Genomic DNA, 13,754 nt, shown 5'->3' with positions numbered 1-13,754 from the left:
TACAAAAGATGTCGTCGATACGCTGTATTGCTAGGCGTGTTGCACAAAAGTGAGACGCACCGCAAAACCGATCAAAAGGCTGCCGAATAACCACTGCTGGATACGCTGTGCCGAGCGATTGCGCGCCAGCCACTGGCCCATACGCGCACCGGCCAGGGCATAGCCGCAGTCGAAGATAAAACCCACACCCACCAGGATCATGCCCAGCAAGGCGAACTGCGCCGCCACCGAGCCGCCTTGGGGGTTGATGAACTGCGGCAGCAACACCGAACAGAACAACAGCGCCTTGGGGTTGAGCAGGTTGGTCAGCAGGCCGCGTTGTAGCGCAGTGCGCCAGGCCTTTGTTGCGGGAATACCCTGTGCCGGATCAAGGGTAGGCAACATGGGCGCGCGCAGGCACTGAACACCCAGCCACAATAAGTACGCTGCGCCACACAGGCGCACCACATCGAAGGTCCAGGGTGCCACCTTGAACAAGGTCGCCAGGCCCATGGCCGCCAATGCCACATGGCATGCCCGGGCGATGCCCAAACCGATCGCCGTGGTCAGCGCCAAGGCCTTGCCCTGGCGCGCGCCGGTTTGCAGCAGCAGGATCATGTCCGGCCCCGGCAGCAGGTATGCCACCGACAGCGCCATGAAGAACAACCAGAGCTCTTTCATCCCCACCCCCTTTTGATTTCTCGGCTAATTCTAGGGCGGGAAGGCAGGGCAGGTGCTTGCGTAATCAGCCATAAAATTGTCTAGTCTTGGCACTATCTGCCACTTAATAGCTAGCCGGTCATTCACTTATGCCAAATCTGAAACTTGATGCTTTTGACCGCAGAATTCTGGAAGCCCTGCAACGAGATGGTCGCCTGAGCAATGTGCAACTGGCCGACGAAATCGGCCTGTCGGCGTCACCCTGCCTGCGCCGTGTTCGCCTGTTGGAAGAGGCCGGGGTGATCCGCGGCTACCAGGCCACCCTCGACCGCGATGAAGTGGGGCTGGGCATGATGGTGTTCGTGGGGGTGAAGGTGGAGCGGCATAACGACACCGAAGCGAATGCCTTTCGCGAGGCGGTGAGCGCATTACCGGAAGTGATCTCGGCGTTCCTGGTGTCGGGGGAGTCGGATTTTCTGTTGCAGGTGGTGGTGCCGGATCTGCGCGGGTATGAGCGGTTTGTGACCGGCAGTTTGTTGAAGCTGCCGGGGGTGCGGGACATTCGCAGCAATTTTGCGATTCAGACGGTGAAAACCCCAGGGGCGTTGCCGCTGGGGCATTTGCCAGAATAAATGCTTTTGTAGTGAGCGGGCTTGCCCGCGCCGGGTGGCGAAGCCGCCCCAATAAGAACGCCGCACTGTATCAGACACTCCGCGGGGCCTGGTTTAGGGCGGCTTCGCCACCCAGCGCGGGGCAAGCCCGCTCACTACAGGGTTATTGCGGGTGCATGCAGTCCAGCGAGTCGAGTAACTGCTCGGCGCAGTGCAGCAGATCGGAGGCATAGGCCAGGGCATCCTCGAGGCTGAGTTCGGGATGGGTGATGAAGAATGGATGGGGTGGGTTGGACTTTACTTTGGTCATTTCAATAACTCCAAGTAGCCCAATGTACATTCGAGCTGCTAAACCCGGTCACTGAATTGGCAGTGACGAACGCAGACTAGCCATCGAAAAGGCAGGGCACAAGCGGCTGGGATTCTCTCGGAAATGTCCTGCGAAAGAAAGGGACGTGGCATGTAGGAGCGGCAACTTCAGACTTTGCTGAACCCTGAAAAACACTACAAACCCATGTGGGAGGGGGCTTGCTCCCGATGGCGGTGTGACAGTCAAGGATATGTCGACTGACCCACCTATATCGGGAGCAAGCCCCCTCCCACATTTTGATCTTCATTGGGTTTTGGGGCGGTGTGGGTCAGGTCCACCAGTACCGCACCAGATGAAAGAAAATCGGCGCCGCAAAACACACCGAATCCAGCCGATCCAGCATGCCGCCGTGCCCTTCGATCATATGGCCCCAGTCTTTAACCCCCCGATCACGCTTGATCGCCGACATCACAATCCCACCGGCAAACCCCAGCAGGTTGATCAGCAGTGCAATCAAAAACGACTGCCACGGGTTGAACGGCGTGGTCCACCACAGCGCCGCGCCTATCAGCGATGACAGCAAAATCCCGCCGACAAAGCCTTCCACGGTTTTGGAGGGCGACAGGTTGGGCGCGATCTTGTGTTTGCCGAACAGCTTGCCGCACACGTACTGCAGCACGTCCGACAGCTGCACCACGATCACCAGATAGGCGATGAGCAGCAGGTTGCGCCCTTCGTAGCCGGGGATGTCCAGGGTCAGCAGCGCCGGCACGAACGACACGCAGAACACCGCGATCATCAGGCCCCATTGCACCTTGGAGGCGCGCTCCAGGAAGTGCGTGCTGTCGCCGCCCAGCGAGGCGAGGATGGGTAGCAGCAAAAACACGTACACCGGGATGAAGATCGAGAACAGCCCGTACCAATCGGAATAGATCAGCAGGTATTGCAGCGGTAGCGCCAGGTAGAACGCGGCCACCAGCGCCGGGTAGTCGCTGCGGCGGGTGGGGGTGAGGGTGAGGAATTCGCGCAGGGCGTAGAACGACACCGCGTAGAACAGCAGAATCACCGCGCCGGTGCCGAGCCAGAAGGCGATACCGATCACCACCACCATGACCCACCAGGCGTTGATGCGCGCGTTGAGGTTGTCGATCACCGCATTCGACGTGCCACGGGTGCGCAGTTTGAGGATCAGGCCGATCAGCGAGGCCAGCACGAGGATTGCGCCGATCCCGCCGAACAACATCAGGGTTTGGCTATCCATGTCAGGAATGCTCCGGGGCGAGGGCGAGCAGGGCGTCGCGGGTACGGGCGAGGAACAGCGCCTTGTCTTCACCGTCTTCCAGTTGCAGCGGCGCGCCGAAGCTGGTGGTGCACAGCAGCGGCAGCGGCAAGACGCGGCCTTTGGGCATGACCCGGTTGAGGTTGGCGATCCACACCGGGATCAGTTCGGCCTGTGGATAACTTTTCGCCAAGTGATACAAACCGCTCTTGAACGGCAGCAAGCCGTCCTCCAGATTGCGCGTGCCTTCGGGGAAGATGATCAGCGAATCGCCACCCTCCAGTGCGGCGAGCATCGGCTGCAAGGGGTTATCCACAGGCTCCTTGCGCTCGCGATCAATCAGCACGCCGTTGAACACGCGGTTGATGATGTAGCGACGCAGCGCGCTTTTGTTCCAGTAATCGCTGCCGGCCACCGGGCGCGTGAATTTGCGCAGGTTTTGCGGCAGCGAGGCCCACAGCAGCACGAAGTCGCCGTGGCTGCTGTGGTTGGCGAAGTAGATGCGCTGCACCGGCACTGGCGCACAACCCAGCCACAGGCTGCGAGCACCGGTGACAGTGCGAGCCATGGAGGTTATCAGCGTGGCAACCACAGGTTCGAACATGGGGATTCCTTATCCGGCAAAAGGCAGCCAAGGGCTGGCGAGGATCACACCCAGGGTCAGCAGCGCTTGCGCACCGAGCAGCCAGGCTTGTTTGCGCAGCAGTTTGAGCGCACCGCGACGCCGTTCAGCCCAGGGCCGGCCGGCACGTTTGGGCGATTGCAGGCCGAGGGTCTGCAGGGCCTGGTCGAGGTCTGCGGTGCGCTCGATATCGCGTGCCAGCAGGGCAAACAGGTCGGCATCGAAGGCCACGCGTAGCGCCCAGTACTTTTGCAGCAGCCCGAGGATAATCATCCACAGGCTGAGCAGCAGGCAGATCGGCGTGATGCTCGGCATCAGCAATTGCGCCAGGCCGAATATTACGCCGGCCACGGTCAGGCCTGTGGATAACTGATCCAGCGCGCGACCACGGCGCAACAGGCTGGCAACCACTTGGAGTTCCATATCAGCAGGCATGGGGCAGACCCTCCAATGCTTCACGGTGAGCGGGGTGCAGGACAACGTCGGTCCGCGCTGAACGAATGATAGTCAGCGCATCCTCCACCGTCGCAGCGCGCCCGCTGTGCAACAGCCAGGCGGCCACGGCGGTGGCGCTGCGCGAGTAGCCAAGCGCGCAACACACCAGCAACGGGCCGCTTGCGCGCAAGCGTTCGATGGCCTCAGCCGCGTGCCGGCATTCGGCTGAAGTCGGCGCGATCAAATCCAGCACGGGGATACATTGATACGCTCGCGCTTGTGGATTAATCGGCAATTCGGCACAGAGATCGACGATGGCACTGAACGAATCCTGCTCTGTAGAGGTAGGAATCCGCCCAAGCCAAACGTTATCCACAATCAGGTCCGGCTGTGGATGCTGGCGTGTCCACCACCGCGAATTGACCCATGCGGCCGCCAGGTAAGGCGCATACAGCCAGCGCGCAGCGGGCGTCAGCCGGCCATCGGCGCGTTTCTGGAAGCCCGCCGCGCCCAGTACGAAATAGTTCGCCTTGACCAAGCCCAGTGAGACCGCCGGCCACAGTAGCCACAGCCACCCGCCGCCCAGGCTGAACGCCACGATGATCAGCGCCAGCGCGCCCAACCCGTAGCGCGCCCCCAGCCTCCAGCGCTTAGAATCCCGGGTTAACCGCGCGTTCAGCAGCGGGCTTGGGTGTTCCACCGGCCATAACCACACACATAGCCACCCGGCGAGGGCACCTGTGGGTAAGTCGACAAAGTGATGTTGGTAAGTGGTCAGTACCGAAATACCGATCAGCGCGAACCAGCCATGTACCAGCCATCGCCAGAAGCCTTGGGTGTGGCGTTGGAACATGACCCATAAGATCACCAGCAACGCGATATGCAGCGACGGTGCCTGGTTGAACGGCTTATCGAAGCCCGCCAACACGGCGAACAGCCAGCCAAACACGCCATCCAGTTCCGGCCGTTCGAAAGTGAAACGCAGCGGCCAGATCAGGAAGCAGCTCACCGCAATCACCTGCGCGCTCAGCAGGCGCAGGGCATGTTGCTTGAGTTCGTGGCGGGTGTTGGGCAGCAGCAGGGAGAAACCGTAGAGCAGGTCAATGGACCAGTAGGGCACGATGGTCCACGCCCAGAACGGCATATGGGTTTCCCAGCCGAACACCAGCGTGCCCACGTCGCTGCGCTGGCTGGTGACCCAGGTGGCAAAGCCATAGGTGCTGAAGAACAGCGGCGCCAACAGCAGCAGCCATAAGACCGCGGGCTTTAATAAACCGGGTTCGCGCATGCTCAGATCTTCTGCGCCAGGGACACGGTGAAGATGCCCCACTCATCCACGCGTTGGGTGATTTTGCGAAAGCCCGCAGCTTCGACCAACTGATCCATTTCCGCCTGGCTGCGTCGGCGCATCACCCAGGCCTGGCCCTGGCGGTGGCTGGTGAGGGCGCGGGCGATCAGTTCCAGCTGCGGATGCCACGGTTGGCCGGTGTACACCAGGTAGCCCCCCGGTTCGACCGCTTCGGCCAGGCCGGCCAGCGAACCGCCGACCATGCCGTTGTCGGCAAACAGCTCATACAGCCCGGACACCACGGCCAACGTCGGCTTGGGCTCCAGTGCCGCCAAGTCCAGGCGGTCGAATGCATCGCCTTTGACGAACTGTGCGATGTCCCCCAGGCCTTTCTCACGAATCAACGCGCCGCCGTCGCGCACGTTGATATCGCTGTAGTCCCGCAACAGGATCGACTCCGGCAGCGGCGACACGCCCTGCAAGGCTTCCAGGATGTAACGCCCGTGGCCGGCGGCGATGTCGACGATACGCACTTCACGATCATCCGCGCGCAGCTTGGCCATGGCCAGACGCAGCAGTTCTTCGACGTTCAGCTTGCGCTGGCGGATGCCGCGCCAGCCGATGGAGTTGAGGTAGTTGGTGTCGATCATCCGCCCCAGCCCACCTTTACCGGTGGGCGTGTTGCGGTACACGTAGTCGAGGGTACTGCCGGAGTCGAAACCGGTGTCGAAGCCCAGTTTCACGCCGTCCGACAGGTTCTTGCCCAGGCCCATGCTGGCGCGGGTCATGCGCCAGTACAGGTCGCGAAGGGAATTGCGCGGCAAGGGTGCTGCGAGGGATTCGGACTCGGCACAGGTGGCGCCCAGTTTGTCGGCGTCCAGCAGCGAGGCGCGGTCCAGCGGGTGTGCGAAATTCTGCAGGATAAAGCGCCGGGCGCTGCTCACGGCCACGGCGCGGTCGCGTTCGCCGAGGGTGTCGTGGAAGAACCCGGGAAGGATGTGCAGCTCTTTTTTCAGGCTGCCGAGGCGGTCGAAAAATTGCTGCTGGGGTTTGCGGTGCACCACGAAGTCTGAGCCGGAGACGAGCAATTGGGTCGGTACCTGGATCGCCTGGGCATCGGCCACCACCCGGTCGGCCGCTTCGTACAGGCCCAGCAGCACATTTACCGAAATCGCCTTGGTGATCAGCGGGTCGCTGTCGTAGGACGCCACGCGCTCCGGGTCATGGCTGAGGAACTTGGCCTTGACGTAGCTATTGACGAAAAAGTTGCCGCGAAACTTGCGCATCAGCGCCAGGCCCGGGCGGGCGAAGGGCACGTACAGCTTGACCTTGAACGCCGGGGAGGCGAGCACCAGCGCACGGATCCGGGGGGCGTAATCGTGCACCCAGGTGGCCGCGATCACTGCGCCAACGCTTTGCGCGATCACCGCGAAGTTTTCTTCCTCGATGCCATACGTGGCGCCGATATGGTCGCAGAAGGTTTGCACGTCCCGGGCGCTGGTGGCGAAGCTGGGGCTGTCACCGCGCTCGCCGGGGGACTGGCCATGGCCGCGGGCGTCCCAGGCGAAGAAATCGAATTGCGGCAGGTTCAGTTCATCGACCAGGTGGGCGATGCGCCCCGAGTGCTCGTGGCCGCGATGGAACAGCACGATGGCTTGGCGGGGCTCGCCATCCGTTGAGGCGGTGGCCGGCCAGTGTCGATAGAAAAGCTCGACGCCATCATGGGTACTGAAGGTGTGCTGTTGCTGTTCGCGCATCGCAAAATCCTTATGCAGAAGGGGAAATGGAGTGTTCTTCTTTGAGGCCCTGACGCACCCGGTTGACCAGGGTGTAGGCGAGCAGGGCGGCGACCAGCCACATCACCGTGTCGACCCAACCGGCACCGAGCCAGCCCAGCGCTACGCCGGTGGCCAGCACGCCGAGTACAAACGCGCGGTCACTCTTGCCCATCGGCCCGTCGTAGCGTCGCGAAGCGCCGACCATGGGGCCGAGCACGCCGGCGTATTCGCTGAATACCGCGAGCAGTGCCACCAGCAGTACCGGCGCCAGGCTTACGCCGGGGATCAACGCAAACGGCAGGATCAGTGCACTGTCGGCGATCACGTCGCACAGTTCATTGAGGTAGGCGCCCAGGCGCGACTGCTGGCCGAATTCCCGGGCGAGCATGCCGTCGATGGCGTTGAGGGCCATGCGCAGGATCATCCACAGCGGGATCAGCGCAAACAGCCATAAATGCTGGGCGAAGCTGGCGATGAGCAGGCCCACCAGCAGCGAAACCACCCCGGCCAGCACGGTGATCTGGTTGGCGGTGGTGCCGTTGTCGTAGAGGCGCTGCACGAGAGGCCGCAGCAGATTTTGAAAACGCGGTTTGAGCTGATAGATCGAAATCATGGGGGGTGACGCTTCCTTGTCCGTGGGCCCGCGAAAAGCTGGTTGGGAGTGTGCCGATTAAACGCAGCATGCACCAGTGATGGCTCGTGTTTATGGGGGGTTAATCACGATTTCGAACGCGCACGGGGACAAATGTGGGAGGGCGCTTGTGACGTATTCACAAACAAAAATTTCACGCCGCGTGTTATATCGTAACGAACTGTGTATGAGCGGGCGTTGAGTCGATGCAAGTGGATCTAGAAGCGGACGGCGCTTCGGTGGAAGGCCTGCCGCGTTTTCAGCAGGGGCTGTTCCATGCTCGTCGGTTGCGCCAGGCCGGTATCAGCCTCACGGTGCTGGCCGTCGGTGGTTGGGTGTTGGCGCTGTTTGTCGCGCTGTTCGCACCGTTGTCGATCTGGCCGGTGATGCTGATCAACTGTGCGTCGGCCTTGCTGGTGTTGGTGGCCGGGTTGCAATCGGCCTGGTGGGTGGCGGACTGGCGCGCCCAGGCCTTGGAAGAGCCGACCGTTGAGTTGATCCCCCAGCCGGCTGAAGACACCAGCGCTTATGCGCGCCTCGTCGGGCGCCTGGGCAGCGGCTTGCTGGCGCAGATCGGCACGCCGGTGTTGTGGCTCGCGGGTTGGTCGCTGCTGGCGCTGGTCAGCATTATCGAATTCTGGAACCTGGCGCTGCCGGCCGCGGTGGTCGGCCAGTCCGCCAGCATCGGCGCGGCGCTGGCGTTGGCACTCGCATTTGGTTTGCTGGTGTTTGAACGGCGCCTGGCCCAGGAAACCGCCGCGCAATGGCCGGAAGCTTCGCAACTGGCACAGTTAAGCCGTGTGGCGATCATTTGCCTGCTGGTCAGTGCGGTTTGCCTGTTGTTTGCCGGTGCCGAATCGGTGTGGCCGTTGCGCCTGGCCGTGCTGATCGGCCTGCTACCCGCGCTGGTGGCGGTGGAGTTTCTGCTCAGGGCCGCGTTGTCGCTGTTCAGCCCGCGCCAACCGCGCCTCGAACCGCGCCTGATGGCGCAGAGTTTTATCGCCGGGTTGCTGCGCTGGCCGCCTCAGCCGCTGCTGGCGTTGCAGCACGAATTGCATAACCGCTTCGGCATCGACCTGCGTCAGATCTGGGCCTTTACCTACATGCGCCGCGCCTTTCTGCCGGTACTGCTGGTGGTGCTGGCCGTGGGATGGGCGCTGACCGGCGTGCATGAAGTGCCTCTGCAAGGCCGTGGGATTTATGAGCGCTTCGGCAAACCGGTGCAGGTGTTCGGCCCCGGCCTGCATGCCGGCTTGCCATGGCCGCTGGGTCGCGTCATCCCGGTGGAAAACGGCGTGGTGCATGAGCTGGCCACCAGCGTCAGCGAAGCCGCCGCGCCTGAGCTGGCCGCCGCCGAAGGCCCTCCGCCCGCCATCGCCAACCGCTTGTGGGACGCCAGCCATGTGAATGACAAATCCCAGGTGATCGCCAGCAGCAGCGGCGACAAGCAGGGCTTCCAGATCGTCAATATGGACGTGCGTTTCGTCTACCGCATCGGCCTGACCGACCAGGCCGCGCTGGCCGCGACCTATCACAGCGCGAATGTGCCGAGCCTGATTCGCAGTACCGCCAGCCGCATCCTGGTCCACGATTTCGCCTCGCGCACCCTCGACGAATTGCTCGGTGAGCAGCGCACCCTCCTGGCCGACGAGATCGGCCGCGCCGTGCAGGCCGACCTGCAAAAACTCGACAGCGGCGTGGAAATCCTCGCCACTGTGGTGGAGGCCATCCACCCACCCGCCGGTGCCGCCAATGCCTACCACGGCGTGCAAGCCGCGCAAATCGGCGCCCAGGCGCTGATCGCCCGCGAACGCGGCGCCGCCAGTGAGCAAACCAACCAGGCGTTGCTGCAAGCCAGCACCGCCCGCGACCAGGCCGTGGCCACCGCGCGCGAAGTGAATGCCGGCGCCCAGGCGGCGAACCTGCGCTTTGCCGCCGAACAAAAAGCCTACGCCAGCGCGGGCCAGGCCTTCGTGCTGGAGCAATACCTTGGCCAACTGAGCCAAGGCCTGGCCCACGCCAAGCTGCTGATTCTGGATCACCGCCTGGGCGCCAACGGCGCACCGACGATCGATCTGCGTTCTTTTACCTTGCCGGCCGACCCCTCGGTGCCGCGTAAAGCCGTTCAATAAGGAGTCTGTCTGTTGAGCGCTCATTCTCACGATCACGGTCATCACCATCATCACGGCCATCATCATCATCACGGCCATCATCATCATGGCGACGAACAGGCTGCCGGCCCCTTTCCGTGGCGGCGCATGGCCTGGGCGGTATTGCTGGTGCTGTTTGCGGTTGCGGCGGCCAGCCTGGTGCAGGTGCGTTCCGGCGAAGCCACGGTAATCACACGGTTCGGCAACCCCTCACGGGTGCTGCTGGAGCCGGGCCTGGGTTGGCGCTGGCCGGCGCCGTTCGAAGCGGCGATCCCGGTGGACCTGCGCCTGCGCACCACCTCCAGCGGTTTGCAGGACGTGGGCACCCGCGATGGCCTGCGCATCATCGTGCAGGCCTACGTGGCGTGGCAGGTACAAGGCGATGCCGACAATGTTCAGCGCTTTATGCGGGCTGTGCAGAACCAGCCGGATGAAGCGGCGCGGCAGATTCGCACGTTTGTCGGCTCGGCGCTGGAAACCACGGCGGCCAGCTTCGACCTGTCCAGCCTGATCAATACCGACGCCAGCGAGGTGCGCATTGCCGATTTCGAGGCGCAGTTGCGCCAGCAGATCGATCAACAACTGCTCACCACCTATGGCGTGCGCGTGGCGCAGGTCGGCATCGAACGCCTGACGTTGCCGTCGGTGACGCTCACCGCCACCGTCGACCGCATGCGGGCCGAGCGCGAGACCATCGCCACCGAACGCACCGCCGTGGGCAAGCGCGAAGCGGCGCAGATCCGCTCCGCCGCCGAGCGCGATGCGCGCATCGTGCAGGCCGACGCCACGGTGAAAGCCGCCGATATCGAAGCGCAATCGCGGGTCGAGGCGGCGCAGATCTACGGGCGGGCCTACGCCGGCAATCCGCAGTTGTATAACCTGCTGCGTTCGTTGGATACCTTGGGCACGGTGGTCACGCCGGGCACCAGAATTATCCTGCGCACCGACGCCGCGCCATTTCGCGCGCTGGTGGATGGGCCCAAGGACGTTCAGCCATGACCGAGCGTGACAGCCCGGACAGCCCGTGGATCCAGGCCGGACGCCTGACATTCATGGCGCTCTACGCGGTGACGGTATTGGCGGCGTTGGCCTGGGCGTTTTCCAATGTGCGCCAGATCGACCCGCAGAACCGTGCCGTGGTGCTGCACTTTGGCGCCCTGGACCGTATCCAGAACGCCGGGCTTTTGTTGGCCTGGCCGCAACCGTTCGAGCAGGTGGTGCTGTTGCCGGCGGCCGATCGTGTGATCGAGCGGCGGGTGGAGAACCTGCTGCGTTCCGATGCCGCCATCCAGGCCGACCGCGTGGCCAGTTTTGCGACGCCGTTGAGCGATGCCCTGGCCGGCTCCGGTTACCTGCTGACCGGCGATGCCGGGGTGGTGCAACTGGATGTACGGGTGTTCTACAAGGTCACGCAGCCGTATGCCTTTGTCTTGCAGGGCGACCACGTATTGCCGGCCCTGGACCGCTTGGTGACGCGCAGCGCCGTGGCCCTGACGGCGGCGCGCGACCTGGACACGATCCTGGTGGCGCGCCCCGAGTTGATCGGCACTGACAACGGCGCCGCCGAGCGCCGTGAGCGTCTGCGTGGTGACCTGGTGCAAGGCATCAATAAACGCCTGGCGCAACTCACCGCCAGCGGCTTGGGCCTGGGCATCGAAGTCACCCGCGTGGACGTGCAATCGAGTCTGCCGAGCCCGGCGGTGAATGCGTTCAATGCGGTGCTCACCGCCAGCCAGCAGGCTGACAAAGCGGTGGCCAACGCGCGTACCGACGCGGAAAAACTCACCCAGACCGCGACTCAGGCCGCCGACCGCCTGGTGCAGGTTGCCCATGCCCAGGCCAGCGAGCGCCTGGCCAATGCCCAGGCGCAAACCGCCACCGTTGCCAGCCTTGCCCAGGTCAAAGACCCTGGCTTGCTGTTGCGGCTGTACCGCGAGCGCCTGCCGAAGATTCTCGGGCAGGCCGGTTCTGTGACCACGGTCGACCCTAAAGACGACTCCCGCTTGATCATCCAGGGAGCCGAACAATGAGCGCACCCATGCTGACCTCCGCCGAGCAGCGCAGCGCCGCCCGGCAATTGACCCTGGCAATGTTGGCGCTGGGCCTGCTCGTACTGGGCCTGGCGTGGCGCTGGCTGGCGCCGGACCAGACGGGTGTCAGCCAGCTGCTGCTGGGCGTGGCGTCCTTGCTGGTGGCCGTGCCGGTGATGCGCTCGGCCTGGTTCAGCCTGCGGTTCCCCAGCCTGCATGGCATCACCGACCAACTGATCGCCCTGGCCATGCTCGGTGCCTGGGCCACGGGCGATCTGCTGACCGCTGCGTTGCTGCCGATCATCATGATCTTCGGCCATGTGCTGGAAGAGCGCAGCGTGATCGGCTCCCAGGAGGCGATCCATGCCCTGGGCAAACTGACCCGCAGCCACGCACGCTTGGTGCAGGCCGACGGCAGCATCGTCGAAGTGGACAACGGCACGCTGAACACCGGCGATATCGTCGAAGTGCGCGCCGGTGACCGCGTGCCGGCCGATGGCGTGGTGCTGTCCGGCCAGGCGAGCCTGGACACGGCGCCGATCACCGGCGAGTCGGTGCCGTTGGAAGCCAGCGTGGGTGTGCAGGTGTTTGGCGGTGCGATCAACCTCGACGGGCTGCTGCGTTTGCAAGTGACGCGCACCGGCAATGAGTCGACCCTGGGCAAAGTCATTGCGCTGATGCAGAACGCCGAACGTTCCAAGCCGCCGATCACTCGGCTGCTGGAACGTTATGCGGGCAGCTATATGGTGTTGGTATTGCTGCTGGCGGCGGTGACCTGGTTTGTGACTAACGACGCCCAGGCGATGCTCGCCGTGCTGGTGGCGGCGTGCCCGTGTGCGTTGGTGTTGTCGGCACCGGCCACGGCGATTGCCGGGATTGCCGTGGCGGCGCGCCACGGGATCCTGATTCGCAGCTCGGCGTTCCTTGAAGAACTGGCTGATTTGACCTCGCTGGTGGTCGACAAGACCGGCACCCTGACCTTTGGCACCCTGCGTTTGCAGTCCATCGAAACCTCGTTCACCGATCGCCAGGCGCTGCTCAACCTGGCGGCCAGCCTGGGTTCGGCCAGCAGCCACCCGGTCAGCCGTGCGTTGGCCGGGCTGGCGGCTCAGGAATCCCTGCTGGCATTGACCGACATTCGCGAACGCCAGGGCCTCGGCGTGGTGGCGCAGACCGAGCGGGGCGAAGCGGCGCTGGGGCGGCCGGAGTTGTTCGAACAGTTGGGCATCGTCACCACCACGGTCCCAACCCATGACGGCCCGATTGCCGGGCTGGCGTTGAACGGGCAATTCCTTGCCTGGCTGTTGCTGGCCGACAGCGTCAAGCCGGAAGCGCGCCAGGCCCTGCAGGAGCTGCGCGACCTGGGCCTTGGCCGCCAATTGCTGCTGACGGGCGACCGTCAAAGCGTGGCCGACAGCCTGGCGCTGGACGTCGGCATCAGTGATGTCGAAGCCCAGGCGTTGCCCGAGGACAAGCTCAACCGCGTGCTGGGGGAAATCGCCAGCGGTTTCCGGCCAATGGTGGTGGGCGACGGCATCAACGATTCCCTGGCGCTCAAGGCCGGAGTGGTGGGGGTGGCGATGGGCGCGGGCGGTGCGGATATCGCCCTGGCGTCGGCGGATGTGGTGTTGATTGGCAGCGACCTGCGCCGACTGGGCACCTGCGTGCGCTTGAGCCGCCAGTGCCGGCATACGTTGCAGGTCAATGTGATCATCGGTTTGGGGTGGACGTTGGCGATCGTGGTGTTTGCCGCATTCGGCTGGTTGGGCGCGGCCGGTGCGATGATTGCGGCGGTGCTGCACAACCTTAGTACGTTGTTGGTGCTGGGGAATGCCGGGCGTTTGCTGCGCTTCCAAGAGCCTCTGTTGAAGCTCGACGAATAAATTCCAGAAATATTTGCACAGGGCTGTAACGCCGGATGGGGGCCTCACTCTAGTGGTGTGTCGAGACTGAACAATCCGTTCAGACCGACACCCCTACC

13 protein-coding genes are annotated in these 13,754 nt (G+C 63.7%); 5 read left to right on the top strand and 8 right to left on the bottom strand.

Translation table 11 applies throughout. The annotated features are described in order from the left end of the window. Positions 1-30: 30 nt before the first annotated feature. Complete coding sequence (locus PSH66_RS29795) at positions 31-660, bottom strand: LysE family translocator (protein WP_305428128.1); 630 nt, start codon at positions 658-660, stop codon at positions 31-33. 137 nt (positions 661-797) lie between these two features. On the opposite strand from PSH66_RS29795, the gene PSH66_RS29790 reads away from it, so the two are divergent. Then, positions 798-1,271, top strand: coding sequence for an Lrp/AsnC family transcriptional regulator (locus PSH66_RS29790; RefSeq protein ID WP_042945979.1), 474 nt, complete (start codon positions 798-800; stop codon positions 1,269-1,271). Between the two features lie 142 nt (positions 1,272-1,413). Here PSH66_RS29790 and PSH66_RS29785 read toward each other — a convergent pair whose 3' ends face one another. The 7 genes from PSH66_RS29785 to PSH66_RS29755 all read right to left on the bottom strand — a co-directional run bounded on the left by PSH66_RS29785 (position 1,414) and on the right by PSH66_RS29755 (position 7,575). Beyond that, a complete protein-coding gene (locus PSH66_RS29785; RefSeq protein ID WP_305428127.1) occupies positions 1,414-1,560 on the bottom strand; it encodes a DUF3077 domain-containing protein in 147 nt (48 codons plus the stop codon). Between the two features lie 328 nt (positions 1,561-1,888). Beyond that, a complete protein-coding gene (locus PSH66_RS29780; RefSeq protein WP_003177043.1) occupies positions 1,889-2,821 on the bottom strand; it encodes a phosphatidate cytidylyltransferase in 933 nt (310 codons plus the stop codon). Position 2,822: 1 nt separating this feature from the next. Beyond that, positions 2,823-3,443, bottom strand: coding sequence for a 1-acyl-sn-glycerol-3-phosphate acyltransferase (locus tag PSH66_RS29775; RefSeq protein WP_003177042.1), 621 nt, complete (start codon positions 3,441-3,443; stop codon positions 2,823-2,825). A gap of 9 nt (positions 3,444-3,452) precedes the next feature. Beyond that, positions 3,453-3,896, bottom strand: a complete 444-nt coding sequence (locus PSH66_RS29770) for a hypothetical protein (protein ID WP_003177041.1) — start codon at positions 3,894-3,896, stop codon at positions 3,453-3,455. Beyond that, positions 3,886-5,184, bottom strand: coding sequence for a phosphatase PAP2/dual specificity phosphatase family protein (locus PSH66_RS29765; RefSeq protein WP_141062815.1), 1,299 nt, complete (start codon positions 5,182-5,184; stop codon positions 3,886-3,888). The genes PSH66_RS29770 and PSH66_RS29765 overlap by 11 nt, the downstream gene beginning before the upstream one ends. A 2-nt stretch (positions 5,185-5,186) precedes the next feature. Beyond that, on the bottom strand, positions 5,187-6,941 hold the full coding sequence (locus PSH66_RS29760) for a bifunctional alpha/beta hydrolase/class I SAM-dependent methyltransferase (protein WP_078826652.1): 1,755 nt from the start codon (positions 6,939-6,941) through the stop codon (positions 5,187-5,189). A gap of 10 nt (positions 6,942-6,951) precedes the next feature. Further along, positions 6,952-7,575, bottom strand: a complete 624-nt coding sequence (locus PSH66_RS29755; protein ID WP_003177038.1) for a CDP-alcohol phosphatidyltransferase family protein — start codon at positions 7,573-7,575, stop codon at positions 6,952-6,954. A gap of 224 nt (positions 7,576-7,799) precedes the next feature. Here PSH66_RS29755 and hflK (PSH66_RS29750) point away from each other — a divergent pair, with 224 nt between their 5' ends. From hflK (PSH66_RS29750) to PSH66_RS29735, 4 genes are read left to right on the top strand one after another with little or no spacing between them, the layout of a single operon-like run. Beyond that, entirely contained in the window at positions 7,800-9,725 is a 1,926-nt protein-coding gene (hflK, locus tag PSH66_RS29750; RefSeq protein WP_003177037.1) for a protease modulator HflK, read from the top strand. 9 nt (positions 9,726-9,734) lie between these two features. Next, positions 9,735-10,742, top strand: a complete 1,008-nt coding sequence (gene hflC, locus PSH66_RS29745; protein WP_305429672.1) for a protease modulator HflC — start codon at positions 9,735-9,737, stop codon at positions 10,740-10,742. Further along, positions 10,739-11,773 carry a protease modulator HflK gene (gene hflK / locus PSH66_RS29740; RefSeq protein WP_141062817.1) on the top strand — a complete coding sequence of 345 codons (1,035 nt, stop codon included), beginning with the start codon at positions 10,739-10,741 and terminating at the stop codon, positions 11,771-11,773. Before hflC ends, hflK (PSH66_RS29740) begins: the two co-directional genes overlap by 4 nt. After that, positions 11,770-13,656: a cation-translocating P-type ATPase gene (locus PSH66_RS29735; protein WP_141062818.1), complete on the top strand. Its 1,887-nt coding sequence runs from the start codon at positions 11,770-11,772 to the stop codon at positions 13,654-13,656. Before hflK (PSH66_RS29740) ends, PSH66_RS29735 begins: the two co-directional genes overlap by 4 nt. Positions 13,657-13,754 lie beyond the last annotated feature (98 nt).

Origin of the sequence: Pseudomonas sp. FP597 (assembly GCF_030687435.1) — a bacterium.
In the GTDB taxonomy this organism is placed as follows: Bacteria; Pseudomonadota; Gammaproteobacteria; order Pseudomonadales; family Pseudomonadaceae; genus Aquipseudomonas; species Aquipseudomonas lactucae.
This window is presented reverse-complemented; position numbering and strand designations above follow the sequence as displayed.